Below are 17,312 nucleotides of genomic sequence, written 5' to 3' on the forward strand. Positions count from 1 at the left end.
TCCGGCCTCAGGCCGTGGCCGGCTCCTCCTCGCCGATGAAGGTGCGCCACAGCATGGCGTACTGCCCGCCGCGCGCCAGCAGCTCCTCGTGGGTCCCGTCCTCCGCGACCCGGCCGTCGGCCATGACGACCACCCGGTCCGCCCGGGCGGCCGTGGTGAGCCGGTGGGCGACGATCAAGGTGGTGCGCGGGTGAGCGCTCGATGAGGGGTGGTGGTCGGGCGACGGGCCGGCTGTGCGGCGCCCGGCGATCCGGTCGGTGGCCTGGTTGACCTGCGCCTCGGTGGCCAGGTCGAGGGCGGCCGTCGCCTCGTCGAGGAGCAGGATGTCCGGGTCGACGAGCTCGGCGCGGGCCAGGGCGATCAGCTGGCGCTGCCCGGCGGAGAGGTTGCGGCCGCGCTCGGCGACCTCGTGCAGGTAGCCGCCGTCGAGCGTGGCGATCATGTCGTGGGCGCCGACCGCTCGGGCGGCCGCCTCGACGTCGGCGTCGGTCGCGTCGGGGCGTCCGTACGCGATGGCGTCGCGGACCGTACCGGCGAAGAGGTACGCCTCCTGCGGTACGACTCCGAGCCGGTGGCGATACGCCGTCAGGTCGAGGTCCCGCAGATCCGCGCCGTCGGCGGTGACCCGGCCGGAAGTGGGGTCGTAGAACCGGGCGACCAGCTTGACCAGAGTCGACTTGCCCGCCCCGGTCTCGCCGACGAAGGCGACCGTCTGACCGGCCGGGATGCGCAGGTCGATGCCGGCCAGCGCCTCCTCCTTGTCGTTGTACGCGAAGGACACGTCCTCGAAGGCGATCTCGCCCCGCAGCGACAGGACCTCGAGCGGATCGGGCGCCACCTTGGTGGAGGTCGGCTCCTGGAGCAGTTCCTGCATCCGCTTCAGCGAGACAGCCGCTTGCTGGTAGCCGTCGAAGACCTGCGAGAGCTGCTGCACGGGCGCGAAGAAAAGGTCGATGTAGAGGAGATAGGCGACCAGCGCGCCGGTGGTGAGCGTGCCCGCCTCGACCCGGCCGGCGCCGACGATCAGTACGGCCGCCGCGGCCACCGACGACAGCAGCTGGACGAAGGGGAAGTAGACGGAGATCAGCCACTGGCCGCGGACGCGTGCCTGGCGGTAGTGGTCGCTGCGCTCGGCGAACCGGGCGGAGCCGGAGCGCTCGCGGCGGAAGGCCTGCACGATGCGCAGACCGGCGACGGACTCCTGGAGGTCGGCGTTGACGACGCTGATCCGCTCACGGGCCAGTTCGTACGCCTTCACGCTGGAGCGCCGGAAGAAGTACGTGCCGACGATGAGCACCGGGAGGGTCGCGAAGACCACCAGCGCCAGCTGCGCGTCGATGACGACGAGGGCGGCCATGATGCCGAAGAAGGTGACGACCGAGACGAACGCGGTGACCAGACCCGTCTGGAGGAAGGTGGAGAGCGCGTCCACGTCCGTGGTCATCCGGGTCATGATGCGGCCGGTGAGCTCGCGCTCGTAGTAGTCGAGGCCCAGACGCTGGAGCTGCGCGAAGATCTTCAGTCGCAGCGCGTAGAGGACCCGCTCGCCGGTGCGGCCGGTCATCCGGGTCTCGCCGGTCTGGGCGACCCACTGCACGAGGACGGTCAGCAGCGCGAGCGCGGACGCGGCCCAGACGGCGCCGATGGCGAGCTGGGTGACGCCCTCGTCGATGCCGTGCCGGATCAGGATCGGCAGCAGCAGGCCCATGCCCGCGTCGGTGGCGACCAGCAGCAGGCTGACGAGCAGCGGGAGGCCGAAGCCGTGCAGCAGCCGGCGCAGTCCGTAGGACTCCTCCGGCCGGACGGCACGGGCCTCGTCGACGGCCGGGGTGTCGGTGGCGGGCGGCAGGGCCTCGACCTGGGCGAGCAGTTCGGGTGTGGCGCCGGGAGCGGTCGTCTCCGTCGACTCCTCGTCGCGCACCCACAGGGCCGGGGTGATGCCGCGCTCGGCGTCGAACTCGGCGTCCAGCTCCTCGCGTACGGTGCGGTCCTCGGGCACCTCGACGGGCACGGCCCGGCCCGGCGACACCCCGCCCAGCTCGTCCGGGTCGGTCAGCAGCCGCCGGTAGAGCGCGGAGCGTTCCTGCAGCTCCTCGTGGGTGCCGATGTCGGAGAGCCGGCCGTCGTCGAGGACCGCGATCCGGTCGGCGAGGCCCAGGGTCGAGCGGCGGTGGGCGATGAGCAGGGTGGTCCGGCCCGCCATGACCTGCTTGAGGGCTTCATGGATCTCGTGCTCGACGCGCGCGTCCACGGCGGAGGTGGCGTCGTCGAGGAGGAGCAGCCGTGGGTCGGTGAGGATCGCCCGGGCCAGCGCGATGCGCTGGCGCTGACCGCCGGAGAGGGTGAGGCCGTGCTCGCCGACCGTCGTGTCGTAGCCGTCGGGCAGTTCGGCGATGAACCGGTCCGCCTGTGCGGCGCGAGCGGCGGTCTCGATCTCCTCCTGGGTGGCGCCGGGCTTGCCGTAGGCGATGTTGGCGCGGACGGTGTCGGAGAAGAGGAAGCTGTCCTCCGGTACGAGTCCGATGGCGGCGCGCAGCGAGTCGAGGGTGAGCTCGCGGACGTCGTGGCCGCCGACGAGGACGGCGCCCCGGGTCACGTCGTAGAAGCGGGGCAGGAGCAGCGAGACGGTGGACTTGCCACTGCCGGAGGATCCGACGACGGCGACGGTCTCGCCGGGCCGGATCTCCAGGGAGAAGCCGTCGAGGACGGTCCGTCCGTCCTGGTAGGAGAAGCTCACGTCGTCGAACTCGACGCTCGCGGGGGCGCTCGCCGGAAGCTCCTTGGTGCCGTCGGCGATCGCGGGCTCGGTGTCGATCAGCTCCAGGACGCGCTCGACGCCGGCGCGGGCCTGCTGCCCGACGGTCAGGACCATGGCGAGCATCCGGACGGGTCCGACGAGCTGGGCGAGATAGGTCGAGAAGGCGACGAAGGTACCGAGGGTGATCTGGCCCCGGGTGGCGAGCCAGCCGCCGAGGGCGAGCATGGCGACCTGCCCGAGGGCGGGCACGGCCTGGAGGGCCGGCGTGTACTTCGAGTTCAGCCGGATGGTGCGCATCCGGCCGGCGAAGAGCTTGCGGCTGGCGTCCCGGATCTTGCCGGTCTCCTGGTCCTCCTGGCCGAAGCCCTTGACGACACGGACGCCGGTGACGGACCCGTCGACGACCCCGGCGACGGCGGCGGCCTGCGCCTGGGCGTACCAGGTGGCGGGGTGGAGGCGGGTGCGGCTGCGCTTGGCGATGAACCAGAGGGCGGGGGCGACGGCGAGGGCGACGAGGGTGAGGGGGACCGACAGCCACGCCATGATCACGAGGGAGATCAGGAAGAGCAGGATGTTGCCGATCGTCATCGGCAGCATGAAGAGCAGCCCCTGGATCAGCTGGAGGTCGCTCGTGGCCCGTCCGACGACCTGCCCGGTGGACAGCTCGTCCTGGCGCCGCCCGTCGAGGCGGCTGATCGTGCCGTACATCTCGGTACGGAGGTCGTGCTGGACGTCGAGGGCGAGGCGGCCGCCGTAGTAGCGGCGGACGTACGTCAGGACATAGACGACGGCGGCGGCGGCGATGAGGGCGCCGGTCCAGGTCATGAGCGAGCGGGTCTCGCTGCCGATCACGTCGTCGATGACGACCTTGGTGATCAGCGGGACGAGGGCCATGACGGCCATGCCCGCGAGAGAGGAGCCGAGCGCGAGCATGACGTTCCGCCGGTACCGCCATGCGTACCCGGCGAGCCGCCGGGCCCAGCCGTCCTCTTGTCGAGCCGCCGCCGCCACGTGGTGCCTCCCGTTCGTCCTGCTCTACCGGAAGGCACCAACGCGGCCATCGGCCGATTTCATCCCGCCGTAACAAAGTAGGGCCTTTGGTCCTAGGACTGCGGCGGCGCCGTGACCATGGACCTGGCCGGAGCCTCGGGCACGGCCGGGACGGCCTCCTGCGGGGCGACGGGCGGCTGCACGGCTCCGGAGAAGGACTCGGTGGGGTTGAGGTCCTTGTGGACGACGCGGGCGATGGCCTGAATGGTGTTCACGCCGTCGTTCATGGTCGCGTTGTCCTGGGTCAGGACGTTCATGTGGTACGCCGGGCGGCCGGCCTTGCCCGTGAAGGCGCCGATGCTGTGGACCCGCCAGCCGTGCGTGGCCCGCGGCAGCCAGCCGTTCTTGACCTGCACGGCGACGGAGGCGGGTGCGCCGGCAGGGGTGCCCCAGCGCTGCGACGCGATGACGGCCCGCATCAGATACAGCTCGTACTGGCGGGACTCCTCGGTGAGGATCCCGTTGTTGGCGGTGATGAGCATCCCGAGCAGCCGGGCCTCGTCACGTGCCGTTATCTGCGTGAGCCCCCAGTAACCGCCGGAACCGGGCACGGTCTGCGTCATGCCGACGGCGGTGAGGAAGGCCTTGACCTTCGTGATGCCGAGCTGGCGCCACAGCGTGCTGGTGGCGTCGTTGTCCGACTTGGTGATCATGGCGCTGGCGAGGTTCTTCTCGGTCGCGGTCAGGGACCGCCGCTGCTTCTGCGCGTCCAGCAGCAGCGCGCCGAGCACGGTCGCCTTCACGACGCTCGCGGAGTCGTACGTCACATACGGCCGGTACGAGCAGCTGGTGCCGGTCTTCCGGTCGTACAGCGCGAGCGAGGTAGAGGCGGAGCGCCCGCGCAGGGCGACACCGAGATCCGCGCTCAGCTTGGCGGCGAGCCCGGGCGTGACGGAGGTGCAGGCCACGACGGGGTCGGCGGCCGCGGCGGGGGTGGCGACGGCAGCGGTCGGCAGGAGGACGCCCACGGCGAGCGCCACTCCGAGGGCGCTGCGCGAGCGGCGGGAGACGGGGCGGGAAGTGAGGTGTTGGGTCACGCCTCTGACGACTCCTCAGTGGGGGGAAGGTTGTACGGAGCGGGGGGCTCCGTGGGGTGTGATGTGCCCGATGCTGCCACGGGAACCCGGCGGAACGGACGAAATGACCCTTCTGCACGGCGGCGCCCCGGCCATCGGGGGGATGGCCGGGGCGCCGGAGTACCGCGTCCGTGCCAGGCGTACCGCGTCGGAGCCGTGTCGGCACCGGCGTCCTGTCAGAGGTGCGTCGGTTCGAACATCCTCAGGAGGGCCGGGAGGACCACCACCGACGGGCCCGGGGCCGACAGGGACTTGGTGAGGTCCTCCGTCAGGGACTCCGGGGTCGTGAGGGTCGCCGGGACGCCGAAGGACTCCGCGAGGGCGACGAAGTCCGGGCGGGACAGTTCCGTGGCCGTCGCCTCGCCGAAGGCGCCCGTCATGTACTCGCGCAGGATGCCGTAGCCCCCGTCGTCCACGATCAGCCAGGTGACCGGGAGGTCGTACTGCCGGGCCGTCGCCAGCTCCGCGATCGAGTACATCGCACCGCCGTCGCCGGAGACCGCGAGCACCGGGCGCGCCGGGTCCGCCGCGGCCGCGCCGAGGGCCGCCGGGAAGCCGTAGCCGAGGCCGCCGGCGCCCTGCGCGGAGTGCATGGTGTTGGGGTGGCGGGCGTCGAAGGCGGACCAGGCCCAGTACGCGAGGATCGTCATGTCCCAGAAGCTCGGGGACGTGTCCGGCAGGGCCGCCCGCACGGACGCCACGACCTCCTGCTCCAGGGTCAGGTCCTGCGCCGCGATCCGGGACCTGACCTTCGCCAGGACCTCGGCGACCCGGCCGGCGGCCGAGGCGTCCTCGCGGGGCTTCACCGTCTCCAGCAGCGCCTGCAGGCCGAGCCGCGCGTCCGCGTGGATGCCGAGCGCCGGGTGGTTCGACTCCAGCTTGCCCGCGTCCGCCTCGATCTGGACGACCCGGCCGCGCGGCTTGAACGTGTGGTAGTTCGAGGAGAGTTCGCCGAGGCCCGAGCCGACCACCAGCAGGACGTCCGCGTCCTCCAGGAAGTCCGTCGTGTGACGGTCCTCCAGCCAGGACTGGAGCGACAGCGGGTGCTCCCAGGGGAACGCGCCCTTGCCGCCGAAGGTGGTGACGACCGGTGCGTTCAGCTTCTCGGCGAGGGCCAGGAGCTTGCCCGACGCGTCGGCGCGCACGACCCCGCCGCCCGCGATGACCGCCGGGCGGGCCGCGCCGGAGAGCAGTGCCGCCGCGACGGCCGTCAGCTCCGGGCGCGGCGCGACCTCCTCGGGCGTCGCGTCCATCGCGGTCACGACGGGCAGGGTGGTCTCCGCGAGGAGGACGTCCTGCGGGATCTCCACCCACACCGGGCCGTGCGGCGCCGTCAGCGCGGACTCCCAGGCCGCCGCGATCGCGGACGGGATCTGGGACTGCGTACGGACGGTGTGGACCGACTTCACGATGTCCCGGAAGGAGGCCTGCTGGTCGCGCAGTTCGTGCAGATAGCCGTGACGGCCGCCGCCGAGACCCGCGACCGGGACCTGGCTGCCGATCGCCAGCACGGGCGCCGAGGCCGCCGCCGCCTCCTGGAGCGCGGCCAGGGACATGAGCGCGCCGGGGCCGGTGGAGAGCAGCAGCGGGGCCGCCTCGCCGGTGATCCGGCCGTACGCGTCCGCCGCGAAACCCGCGTTGTTCTCGACGCGCAGTCCCACGTACGAGAGCGAGGAGCGGCGCAGCGCGTCGAACATGCCGAGCGCGTGCTGGCCGGGCAGACCGAAGACCGTCGTCGCGCCGAGACCGGAGAGGGTCTCGACGACGAGGTCGCCGCCGTTGCGCCCGGGCGGCGGGTTCAGCGCGGCCCGCGTCTGTGCCTCCGTGGGGCGCAGGACGAGGTCGTGGTCGTGGGTCACTTGGAGGTCCGGGAGGCCGCGATCTGGCGGGACATGATCGTGGTCAGTTCGTACGCGGTGTGCGAGGCGGCCACGGAGGTGATCTCGGCGTGGTCGTAGGCCGGGGCGACCTCGACGACGTCGGCGGAGACCAGGTTGCAGGAGGACAGGCCGCGCAGGATCTCCAGGAGTTCGCGGGAGGTCATGCCGCCCGCCTCCGGGGTGCCGGTGCCGGGCGCGTGGGCCGGATCGAGGCAGTCGATGTCGATGGAGATGTAGAGCGGGCGGTCGCCGATGCGCTGGCGGAGCTGGTCGGCGACCTCGTCGGCGCCGCGGCGGTAGACGTCGGAGGAGGTGACGATGCCGAAGCCCATCTTCTCGTCGTCGGTCAGGTCCTGCTTGCCGTACAGCGGGCCGCGCGTGCCGACGTGGGAGAGCGCCTCGGTGTCGAGGATGCCCTCCTCGACGGCCCGGCGGAACGGCGTGCCGTGGGTGTACTCGGCGCCGAAGTAGGTGTCCCAGGTGTCGAGGTGCGCGTCGAAGTGGAGCAGCGCGACCGGGCCGTGCTTCTTCGCCACCGACCTCAGCAGCGGCAGCGCGATGGTGTGGTCGCCGCCGAGGGTCATCATGCGGGCGCCGGTGCCGAGGAGGTCGTCGGCCGCGGCTTCGATCGTCTCGACGGCCTCGTGGATGTTGAACGGGTTGGCGGCGATGTCACCGGCGTCCGCGACCTGAGCGAGGGCGAACGGCGAGGCGTCCTGGGCCGGGTTGTAGGGCCGCAGCAGACGGGACGCCTCGCGGATCGCGTTGCCGCCGAAGCGGGCGCCGGGCCGGTACGAGACGCCGGAGTCGAAGGGCACACCGACGACGGCGACATCGGCGGTGCCGACCTCGTCGAGGCGCGGCAGCCGCGCGAACGTCGCCGGTCCGGCGTACCGCGGGATGCGGGACGAGTCGATGGGGCCGCGCGGCGTCTCGTTGCTGCTCATGTGAATGCCTTCTTTCCAGCGTTTCAATACGGTTTGAGTTTAATTGACCCCGGGAGCCACGGGGGCCACGGGGACGGGCTCCTCGGCCACCTCGGGCACCCGGCCGGCGAGCCGGTCGCGCCAGGCGGCGAGGACGGCGGCGTCGGTCGGCGTGGTCGCCAGGGAGACGATCACATAGGCCGCCAGGGACAGCAGCAGGCCGTAGTAGACGGGCTCGTTGGCGAGGATGCCGTAGGTCGCCATGAGGCCGATGACGGCCAGACCACCGACGACCACCGAGGAGAGCGCGCCCTGGACCGTGCCCCGGCGCCACAGCAGACCGCCGAGGATCGGGACGAGCAGACCGCCGACGAGCAGGTTGTACGCCACGGTCAGCGCCTGGACGACGTCGTTGAGGGCGATGGCGATGCAGATGACCGCGACACCCATCAGCAGGATGAAGGCGCGGTTGCCCTTCACCTCGTCGTGGGCCTCGCCGTCGTCGCGGGACACCGCGCCCCGCAGCCGCGACCAGATGTCGTTGTTCGCGACCGTCGCACAGGCGATCAGGGCGCCGGACGAGGTCGACATGACCGCCGCGAGGGCGGCCGCGAGCACCAGTCCCCGCACGCCCATGGGCAGTTCGTCCTTCACGATCGTCGCGAAGGCGTCGTCGGCGCTCGGCAGCTTGGGGTACAGCACCTTGGCGGCGGTACCGATCACCGCTCCGGCGAGGGCGTAGACCAGGCAGTACGTACCGGCGACCGTGCCGCCCCAGCGCGCCACCCGGTCGGTGCGGGCGGTGAAGACCCGCTGCCAGATGTCCTGACCGATGAGCATGCCGAAGGTGTAGATGAGGACATAGGTGAAGATCGTCTCGCCGCCGATGCCCAGGGGCTCGAAGTACTCGGTCGGCAGCTGTGCCTTCATCTGGGCGAAGCCGCCCGCCTTGATGACGGCGATCGGCAGCAGCAGGATCAGCACACCGATGGTCTTGACGACGAACTGCACCATGTCGGTGAGCGTGATCGACCACATGCCGCCGAGCGTGGAGTACGCGACGACGATCGCGCCGCCGAGGATGATCGACAGGGTCCGGTTCAGGTCGAAGAGGACGTCGAAGATCGTGGCGTACGCGATGGTCGAGGTGACCGCGAGCATCAGCGTGTACGCCCACATCACGACACCGGAGATCACTCCGGCCCGGCCGCCGTAGCGCAGGTCGAGCATCTCGGAGACGGTGTAGACCTTCAGGCGCGCGATGCGGGCGGAGAAGAAGACGGAGAGCGCGAGCAGTCCGAGGCCGATGGTGAAGACCATCCAGGCGCCGGAGAGTCCGTACTTGTAGCCGAGACCGACGCCACCGATGGTGGACGCGCCGCCGAGGACGATGGCCGCCATGGTGCCGGAGTACATCCAGGGCCCGAGCCGGCGACCCGCCACCAGGAACTCGCTCTTGGACTTGGCGCGGCGCATGCCCCACCAGCCCATGGCCAACATGCCGGCCAGATAGACGACGATCACTGTGTAGTCGACGGCCATGGGGCCCTCCTTCGCTCACTTCGGTGGCGTGTCGTGCGGGTGGAGTGCTCCGGAGGCTGTTCACGGGGACATCCGCCCGTACCCGTGGCCTCTGGATGGGTCGACAGTAAGTGGCTGGAAAGCGACGCTGAAGTGTACGTTTCCTCCACTGTTCACACGCTCGATGGATGGAGTGTCCATGCCGGAGCCGATGGCCGCCCCTCCCACCCCTCCCATCACCCTGGTTTCGCTGCTGGCGCGCGAGGAGCTGGGGCTCGTCCTGATCGCGGGTCCCGACGACGCGGACATCCACTGGGTGCACACCTCGGAGATGGCCGACCCCTATCCGTACCTTCTCGGCGGGGAGCTGCTGATGACGGCGGGCGTACAGCTCACCGACCCCGAGCGGTACGTCTCCCGGCTCGTCGAGGCGGGCGCGGCGGCGCTGGCGTTCGGGGTGGCCCCGGTGTACGACACCGTGCCCCGGGAGCTGGTGGACGCCTGCGCCCGCCACGGGCTGCCCCTGCTCGAAGTACCGCCGCGGACCCCGTTCACGACGGTGGCCCGAGCCGTCTGGCGGCTGATGGCGCAGGCCCGCCACCACGAACTGCGCCGGGTGACCGAGGCCCAGCAGTCCCTGGCCACGGCGGCGGCCCGGCCGGACCCGGTCCCGGCGGTGCTCCGTGCGCTCGCGGCACGGCTGGGCGGCTGGGCGGCGCTGTACGGCCCCGGGGGTGCGCCGTTCGCCGAGTCCGGACGGGAGCCCGCCCCAGACGCCCGCACGGCACTGGCCGCGCTCGTCCGTGTCGTCACCGGATCGGGGAGCGAGCAGCCCGGGCCGGGTGGCACCCCTGCCGCATCCGCGCGCCCCGCTCCGGCCTCGGCCACCGACACCGTCCCCGGGGCCCATCTCGCCGCGTATGCCTTCGGCGGCGCCCAGGGCCTCGCGCTCGGGATCGCCGCCGAGCGGCGCGAGCCCGGCGACCACACCATCGCCGGGGTCGCGGTCGTCCTGCTCTCCCTGCTCACCGCGCCCCACCAGGGCGCCGACGAGGCGGACCGCTCCGCCGCGCTGGTCAGGCTCCTGCTGGGCGCCTCCCCCGCCGAAGTGGCGCCGCTGCTCGGCGGCGGGCCGTGGGCCGTGGTCCACGCGCGCGGCGAGGGGTCCCCGCCTCCGTTCGGCAGCCCGTTGACCGATGCGACCGGTGACGGGGTACGCGTCCTGCTGCCGGCCGACCGCGAGGTGACCGCGCATCCCGGCTGGATCCTCGGGGTCAGCGCCCCCGCCACCGCCGAGGGCCTCCCCGAGGCGGCCCTCCAGGCGGCGAGGGCCGTCCGCCGCGCCGAGGCCACCCACACCCCGCTCGCCCGGCACCGCGAGGCCGGGCTCGCCGGCCTGGTCGGCGCCGAGGAGGCGGCCACCCACGCCCGCCGGGTCCTCGCGGCCGTGGCGGACTCCCCCGCGCTCGTGGAGACCCTGCGTGCCTGGCTGTCCCTGCACGGGAGCTGGGACCGCACGGCGACGGCGCTGGGCGTCCACCGCAACACGGTCCGCCAGCGGATCGCCCGCTGCGCGGCGCTGCTGGAGGCGGATCTGGACGACGCGGACGTGCGGATGGAGCTGTGGTTCGCGCTGAAGTCGCTCGAGTCGCCGTGAGAGCGGCGCGGGTGCCGCGGCGCCCGATCTCGCGGCAGCCGTCCGGGCAGGCGTCGCGGAAGTCGCCATGGCAGTCGTTGTGAGATGAACGACCCGCTCTGGACAGCGCCGGTGACTGGTAGGTAACTTAGGCCTGAGCAAGCGCTTAGACAATCGCGTACCAGACTCCGGAGGAGGCGGCTCGATGCGCCGTACCGTATTCGACGAGGACCACGAGGCGTTCCGGGAGACCATCCGGGCCTTCATCGAGTCCGAGGTCGTCCCCGTCTACGACGAGTGGTTCGCGGCGGGCCAGGCGCCTCGCGACTTCTACTACAAGCTCGGCGAGCTGGGCGTCTTCGGGATCAACGTCCCCGAGGAGTTCGGTGGCGCGGGTCTGGACACGCACAAGTTCGAGGCCGTCCTCTACGAGGAGACCTCGCGCGCGGGCGTCAACTTCGGCGGCTCCGGCGTGCACGTCCTGCTCGCCCTGCCGTACATCAAGATGCTCGCCGACGACGAGCAGAAGAAGCGCTACCTGCCGAAGTTCGTCTCCGGCGAGGAGATGTGGGCGCTGGCGATGACCGAGCCGGGCACCGGCTCCGACGTCGCGGGCATGAAGACCACCGCCAAGCTCTCCGAGGACGGCACGCACTACGTCCTCAACGGCTCCAAGACCTTCATCACCGGCGGTGTGCACGCCGACCGTGTGATCGTCTGCGCCCGCACCTCCGCCCCGAGCGCCGAGGACCGCCGCTTCGGCATCTCCCTCTTCGCGGTGGACACCAAGTCCGAGGGCTACTCCATCGGCCGCAAGCTGGACAAGCTCGGTCTGCGCACCTCCGACACCGCCGAGCTCGCATTCGTCGACGTCAAGGTGCCCGTCGAGGACCTCCTCGGCGAGGAGAACAAGGGCTTCTACTACCTCGGCCAGAACCTGCCGTCCGAGCGCTGGGGCATCGCCTTCGGCGCGTACGCGCAGGCCAAGGCCGCCATCCGGTTCGCCCAGCAGTACGTGAGCGAGCGCACCGTCTTCGGCAAGCCGGTCGCCTCCTTCCAGAACACCAAGTTCGAACTGGCCGCCTGCCAGGCCGAGGTGGACGCGGCAGAGGCCGTCGCCGACCGCGCCCTGGAGGCCCTGGACGCGGGCGAGCTCACCGCCGCCGAGGCCGCCTCGGCGAAGCTGTTCTGCACCGAGGTCGCGCACCGCGTCATCGACCGCTGCCTCCAGCTGCACGGCGGCTACGGCTACATGAACGAGTACCCGATCGCGCGCCTCTACGCCGACAACCGCGTCAACCGCATCTACGGCGGCACCAGCGAGGTCATGAAGTCGATCATCGCCAAGTCGATGGGCCTGTAGGGCCTGTGACCGAGGCGCTCGACAGCCTGCTCGATCTGCTCGACCTGGAGCAGATCGAGCAGGACTACTTCCGGGGCCGGTCGCGTTCGGCGATCGTGCCCCGAGTGTTCGGCGGACAGGTCGCGGCCCAGGCTCTGGTCGCGGCCGGCCGCACGGTCCCCCGGGACCGCACCGCGCACTCGCTGCACGCGTACTTCCTGCGCATGGGCGACCCGGGCGCGCCGATCGTCTACACGGTCGACCGCATCCGGGACGGCCGCTCCTTCACCACCCGCCGGGTCGTCGCCGTCCAGCACGGGCAGCCGATCTTCCATCTCTCCGCGTCGTTCCAGACGTACGAGGAAGGGCTGGAGCACCAGGCGGACATGCCGGCGGCGCCCGACCCCGAGTCGCTTCCGACGGCGGCGCAGACGCTGCCGCTGCACGCGGACCGGTTCATCCGTCCGGAGACGGCGGAGCGACTGCTGGAGGCGCGGGCCGCGGTCGATCTGCGGTACGTGGACGCGCCGCCGTACGCCACGGCCGGGCAGCCGCGCGAGCCGCGCTCCCAGGTCTGGTTCCGTACGAACGGCAAGCTGGCCGACGACCCCCTGCTGCACGTCTGCCTCGCCACGTACGTCTCCGACATGACACTGCTCGACTCGGTGCTCCTGGCACACGGGCGCGGCGGCTGGGCGGTCGGCGATGTCGTCGGCGCGTCGCTGGACCACGCGATGTGGTTCCACCGGCCGTTCCGCGCGGACGAATGGCTGCTGTACGACCAGGAGTCGCCGTCGGCGTCCGGCGGGCGCGGTCTCGGCCAGGCCCGGATCTACACGCAGGACGGGCGGCTGGCCGTCACGGTCATCCAGGAAGGCGTGGTGCGCGTCCCGCACTGACGCGCACCACGTTCCGGCCCCGCCCCAGCGCCACGCGCCCGTCCGCGCTGATGCAGCCCGCCGCGATCGGACATACCGTCAGTCGCATGGCGGAGCAGGGTGACAGCGTGGTGACCGTGATCGTCGCGGCGGTGGCGAACCTGGGGATCGCCGCCGCCAAGGCCGCCGCGGGCGTCGTCAGCGGATCGAGCGCGATGCTCTCCGAGGCCGCCCACTCGGTCGCCGACACCGTCACCGAGCTGCTGCTCCTCACCTCGCTCAAGCGGAGCGTGAAGCCCGCCGACGAGGAGCATCCGCTGGGCTACGGCCCCGAGCGCTACATCTGGGCGCTGCTCGCGTCGGTCGCGACCTTCGTCGGCGGCGCGGTCTTCTCCGTCTACGACGGCGTCCGCACCCTCGTCCGGGGCGAGGAGCTCGGCGACCCGCTCGTGTCGTATCTCGTGCTGGGCGTCGCCTTCCTCCTGGAGGGCTACTCGCTGCGTACCGGCATCCGGCAGCTCCGCGGCGAGGCCGAGCGCTTCGAGGCGCCGCTGGGCACCTATCTGCGTCACACGCCCGACACCGCGGTCAAGGCAGTGGTCCTGGAGGACTCGGCGGCCCTGGCCGGGCTGATGCTGGCGGCCGGCGGCCTCGCGGGTGCGGAGATCACCGGCTCGGGCGTGTGGGACGGCGTCGCCTCGATCCTGATCGGCGCGCTGCTCGTGTACGTGGCGTGGGTGCTGGGCCGCTCCAACGCGGAGCTGCTGATCGGGCGCCCGCTGCCGCGGCCGATGCGCGAGGCAGTGGTCGAGGAGATCCTGTCCGTGCCGCACATCACCGGCGTACTGGAGCTGACGACGCTGATCCAGGGCCCGGACGAGGTCCTGATCGCCGCGAAGGTCGACTTCCGCGACGTGGCGTCGGCGGAGCAGGTGGAGTGGGCCTGCGACGAGGCGGAGGCCCAGCTCCGCGAGCGCTTTCCGGCGGTCCGAAGGGTGTATCTGGATCCGACCCCAGGGGTGGCCGGCAGAGGGCCCGCGGAAGGGTGAGCGCTGCGGGGGATCCGGGCGCAGCCCGGATCCGCGGCCGGCGGGAGCGTCCCGCCGGGGCCCCCGCCGCTCCCGTCAGAGCAGCCCGGCCGCGTCCAGCAGGTAGTCCGTCATGGGCTCGTAGTAGCGCGGGTCCACGACATGGTCGTCGAGCGGGATGGTGACCTGCAGGGTGCCCTCCGCCTCGGCGAGGAAGAGCGCCGGGTCGTTGCTGTCCGCGTACCCCATGGAGTCGATGCCCCGCTGGCCCGCGCGCCCCGCCCAGCCGTGGTCGGCGACGACCAGGTCGGGCTGCACGTCGAGGTGGTCGAGGATCGCGTTCATCGGTTCGGGTGAATGCGTGTGCCAGAGGGAGGCGCCGCGCTCGAAGACGGCGACGTCGGCGAACTGCACGACGTACCCCTCGTCGGCGGTCAGTCCGCCCGGGATCCGCACGATGTCGCACCCGGCGGCCCGCAGCGCGGAGGCGGTTCTGCTGTGGACGTCGATCAGCGCGCCCGGGTGCCCGGTCGCGAACAGCACCCGCTGCTTCCCGGCGGCGGCCTTGCGCAGCCGCGCGGCCATCCGGTCGAGGGCGTCGACGGTCAGCTCGGGGTCGATGGTGTCCTGCCCGGCGCGGTGCGCGGGGTCGTCGTTGACGCCGCACCGTTCGGCCATGACGGCGAGCACGTCCTGCTCGTCGGTCCAGCGGTCGCCCAGTTCGAGGCCCAGCCAGTAGTGGCGGTCGCCGTTGGCGAGCTTGCGGTAGTGGGAGAGGTTGTTGTCGCGGGGGGTGGCGACGTCTCCGGCGATACGGGTGCGGACGAGGTGCTCGACAAGGGCTGCGCGGCTGGGTATCGGCATGGTCCCCATTCTGCCGGGCCGTTGGGCGCGCGGCAGCGATGTTCCGCCTCGTGGACGACGGGCCGGGGCGCTCAGCCGGCCGCCAGGGCCCCGAACGCCCCGTGCGCCAGACGCTGGAGCACCCCTTCGGTGACGCCCCGCCCGGCCCCGAGGTGCGGCGTCGAGTTGAGCAGTCCGAACACGGCGTGCACCGCCGCTCTGGCCTCCGCCTCCGAGGGCGCCGGGTACAGCTCCCGCACCACTGTCACCCACAGCTCGACGTACTGCCGCTGGAGCTGCCGGACGCGCTTGCGGTCCGCGTCCCGCAGGCGGTCCAGCTCGCGGTCGTGCAGGGTGATGAGGGGGCGGTCGTCGAGCGCGAAGTCGATGTGTCCGTCGATCAGCGCGGCGAGGAGGGCGTGCGGGTCCCCGTCCGACTCCTCCACCCGGCGGCGGCCCCCGTCGAGCAACCGCTCGCTGATGCCCACCAGCAGCTCCGCGAGCATCGCGTCCTTGCCGGGGAAGTGCCGGTAGAGCCCGGGGCCGCTGATGCCGACCGCTGCCCCTATCTCGTCGACGCCCACTCCGTGGAAGCCGCGCTCGGCGAAGAGACGGGCGGCCTCCTTGAGGATCTGCTCGCGGCGGGTGGGTGCGTCGGTACGGGTGCTCATGGGACTGATTCTAGACAACGCGGTTAGCGCTCGTTAACCTGGAGGAAATGCGTTAACGCTCATTAACAAGGGAGCGCTTCAGAATGCAGCAGGCACCTGTGCTGGCGAGCGCGGCCGATCCCGCGTCGGACGCCTGGCAGGCCAATGAGGCGGCACACCGCGAGCTGGCCGACACGCTGCGCGCGAAGCTCGCCGCGGCCCGCCTCGGCGGCGGCGAGAAGGCCCGCGCCCGGCACACCGCGCGCGGGAAGCTGCTGCCGCGGGACCGCGTGGACACCCTCCTGGATCCCGGATCACCGTTCCTGGAACTGGCGCCGCTCGCGGCGGAGGGGATGTACGGCGGGCAGGCACCGGCCGCCGGCGTCATCGCGGGTATCGGCCGGGTGAGCGGCCGGGAGGTCGTGGTCGTCGCCAATGACGCGACCGTCAAGGGCGGCACGTACTACCCCATGACGGTCAAGAAGCACCTCCGTGCCCAGGAGGTCGCCCTGGAGAACCGCCTCCCCTGTGTCTATCTGGTCGACTCGGGAGGCGCCTTCCTGCCCATGCAGGACGAGGTCTTCCCGGACCGTGAGCACTTCGGCCGGATCTTCTACAACCAGGCCCGGATGTCCGGCGCGGGAATCCCGCAGATCGCCGCCGTCCTCGGCTCGTGCACGGCCGGCGGCGCCTATGTGCCCGCGATGAGCGACGAGGCCGTGATCGTCCGCAACCAGGGCACGATCTTCCTCGGCGGCCCGCCGCTGGTGAAGGCCGCGACCGGTGAGGTCGTCACGGCCGAGGAGCTGGGCGGCGGCGAGGTCCACTCCCGTACGTCCGGTGTCACCGACCATCTCGCGGAGGACGACGCGCACGCCCTGCGGATCGTCCGCACCATCGTCTCGACCCTCCCCGCGCGCGGCCCGCTGCCGTGGTCCGTGCAGCCGGTCGAGGAGCCCAAGGTGGACCCGGCCGGGCTGTACGGCGCGGTGCCGGTCGACTCCCGGACGCCGTACGACGCGCGAGAGGTCATCTCCCGGATCACCGACGGCTCCCGGTTCGCCGAGTTCAAGGCGGAGTTCGGGCAGACGCTGGTCACCGGCTTCGCCCGGATCCACGGCCACCCGGTGGGGATCGTCGCCAACAACGGCATCCTGTTCTCCGAATCCGCCCAGAAGGGCGCCCACTTCATCGAGCTGTGCGACCAGCGCGGCATTCCGCTGCTCTTCCTGCAGAACATCTCCGGCTTCATGGTGGGGCGGGACTATGAGGCAGGGGGCATCGCCAAGCACGGCGCCAAGATGGTGACGGCCGTGGCGTGCACGCGCGTGCCGAAGCTGACGGTGGTGGTCGGCGGGTCGTACGGCGCGGGCAACTACTCGATGTGCGGCCGGGCCTACTCGCCCCGCTTCCTGTGGATGTGGCCCAACGCCAAGATCTCGGTGATGGGCGGCGAGCAGGCGGCCTCGGTCCTCGCGACGGTCAAGCGCGACCAGCTGGAGGCGCGCGGCGAGACCTGGCCCGCCGAGGACGAGGACGCCTTCAAGGCGCCGATCCGCGAGCAGTACGAGCACCAGGGCAATGCCTACTACGCCACGGCCCGCCTGTGGGACGACGGCGTGATCGATCCGCTGGAGACCCGGCAGGTGCTGGGCCTGGCTCTGACCGCCTGTGCCAACGCGCCGCTGGAAGCCGCCGGCTTCGGCGTCTTCCGGATGTGAGGG

General features: G+C 71.9%; 12 protein-coding genes. 5 read left to right on the top strand and 7 right to left on the bottom strand.

Translation table 11 applies throughout. The features are described from left to right. Positions 1–7: 7 nt before the first annotated feature. The 5 genes from ACZ5VC_RS05195 to ACZ5VC_RS05215 all read right to left on the bottom strand — a co-directional run bounded on the left by ACZ5VC_RS05195 (position 8) and on the right by ACZ5VC_RS05215 (position 9,232). Positions 8–3,769, bottom strand: coding sequence for an ABC transporter ATP-binding protein (locus ACZ5VC_RS05195; RefSeq protein ID WP_469118709.1), 3,762 nt, complete (start codon positions 3,767–3,769; stop codon positions 8–10). Between the two features lie 92 nt (positions 3,770–3,861). Then, positions 3,862–4,845, bottom strand: coding sequence for a serine hydrolase (locus ACZ5VC_RS05200; RefSeq protein ID WP_469118710.1), 984 nt, complete (start codon positions 4,843–4,845; stop codon positions 3,862–3,864). Positions 4,846–5,060: 215 nt separating this feature from the next. After that, on the bottom strand, positions 5,061–6,743 hold the full coding sequence (locus ACZ5VC_RS05205) for a thiamine pyrophosphate-binding protein (RefSeq protein ID WP_469118711.1): 1,683 nt from the start codon (positions 6,741–6,743) through the stop codon (positions 5,061–5,063). Continuing rightward, entirely contained in the window at positions 6,740–7,711 is a 972-nt protein-coding gene (speB, locus tag ACZ5VC_RS05210) for an agmatinase (protein ID WP_469118712.1), read from the bottom strand. The genes ACZ5VC_RS05205 and speB overlap by 4 nt, the downstream gene beginning before the upstream one ends. 39 nt (positions 7,712–7,750) lie before the next feature. Further along, positions 7,751–9,232, bottom strand: a complete 1,482-nt coding sequence (locus ACZ5VC_RS05215) for a sodium:solute symporter family protein (protein ID WP_469118713.1) — start codon at positions 9,230–9,232, stop codon at positions 7,751–7,753. 178 nt (positions 9,233–9,410) lie between these two features. On the opposite strand from ACZ5VC_RS05215, the gene ACZ5VC_RS05220 reads away from it, so the two are divergent. From ACZ5VC_RS05220 to ACZ5VC_RS05235, 4 genes are all read left to right on the top strand, one after another. Further along, positions 9,411–10,868, top strand: a complete 1,458-nt coding sequence (locus ACZ5VC_RS05220) for a PucR family transcriptional regulator ligand-binding domain-containing protein (protein WP_469118714.1) — start codon at positions 9,411–9,413, stop codon at positions 10,866–10,868. Between the two features lie 184 nt (positions 10,869–11,052). Next, positions 11,053–12,210: an acyl-CoA dehydrogenase family protein gene (locus ACZ5VC_RS05225; protein ID WP_468710668.1), complete on the top strand. Its 1,158-nt coding sequence runs from the start codon at positions 11,053–11,055 to the stop codon at positions 12,208–12,210. Positions 12,211–12,215: 5 nt separating this feature from the next. After that, a complete protein-coding gene (gene tesB / locus ACZ5VC_RS05230) occupies positions 12,216–13,088 on the top strand; it encodes an acyl-CoA thioesterase II (RefSeq protein WP_469118715.1) in 873 nt (290 codons plus the stop codon). 50 nt (positions 13,089–13,138) lie between these two features. Continuing rightward, entirely contained in the window at positions 13,139–14,116 is a 978-nt protein-coding gene (locus ACZ5VC_RS05235; RefSeq protein WP_469118716.1) for a cation diffusion facilitator family transporter, read from the top strand. Positions 14,117–14,191: 75 nt separating this feature from the next. Here ACZ5VC_RS05235 and ACZ5VC_RS05240 read toward each other — a convergent pair whose 3' ends face one another. Continuing rightward, entirely contained in the window at positions 14,192–14,959 is a 768-nt protein-coding gene (locus ACZ5VC_RS05240) for a phosphatase (protein ID WP_468710672.1), read from the bottom strand. Positions 14,960–15,030: 71 nt separating this feature from the next. Continuing rightward, complete coding sequence (locus tag ACZ5VC_RS05245) at positions 15,031–15,609, bottom strand: SACE_7040 family transcriptional regulator (protein ID WP_469118717.1); 579 nt, start codon at positions 15,607–15,609, stop codon at positions 15,031–15,033. Positions 15,610–15,692: 83 nt separating this feature from the next. Here ACZ5VC_RS05245 and ACZ5VC_RS05250 point away from each other — a divergent pair, with 83 nt between their 5' ends. Then, on the top strand, positions 15,693–17,309 hold the full coding sequence (locus ACZ5VC_RS05250; RefSeq protein ID WP_469118718.1) for a carboxyl transferase domain-containing protein: 1,617 nt from the start codon (positions 15,693–15,695) through the stop codon (positions 17,307–17,309). The last annotated feature ends 3 nt before the right edge of the window (positions 17,310–17,312 follow it).

Source organism: Streptomyces sp. NPDC033174 (genome assembly GCF_055577795.1).

What these genes read in the sequence shown, in the direction of transcription:
- ACZ5VC_RS05240 (WP_468710672.1), bottom strand. Translation starts at nt 14,959, where the DNA reads ATGCCGATACCCAGCCGCGCAGCCCTTGTCGAGCACCTCGTCCGCACC.
- ACZ5VC_RS05235 (WP_469118716.1), top strand. Translation starts at nt 13,139, where the DNA reads ATGCAGCCCGCCGCGATCGGACATACCGTCAGTCGCATGGCGGAGCAG.
- ACZ5VC_RS05215 (WP_469118713.1), bottom strand. Translation starts at nt 9,232, where the DNA reads ATGGCCGTCGACTACACAGTGATCGTCGTCTATCTGGCCGGCATGTTG.
- ACZ5VC_RS05220 (WP_469118714.1), top strand. Translation starts at nt 9,411, where the DNA reads ATGCCGGAGCCGATGGCCGCCCCTCCCACCCCTCCCATCACCCTGGTT.
- speB (WP_469118712.1), bottom strand. Translation starts at nt 7,711, where the DNA reads ATGAGCAGCAACGAGACGCCGCGCGGCCCCATCGACTCGTCCCGCATC.
- ACZ5VC_RS05250 (WP_469118718.1), top strand. Translation starts at nt 15,693, where the DNA reads ATGCAGCAGGCACCTGTGCTGGCGAGCGCGGCCGATCCCGCGTCGGAC.
- ACZ5VC_RS05225 (WP_468710668.1), top strand. Translation starts at nt 11,053, where the DNA reads ATGCGCCGTACCGTATTCGACGAGGACCACGAGGCGTTCCGGGAGACC.
- ACZ5VC_RS05245 (WP_469118717.1), bottom strand. Translation starts at nt 15,609, where the DNA reads ATGAGCACCCGTACCGACGCACCCACCCGCCGCGAGCAGATCCTCAAG.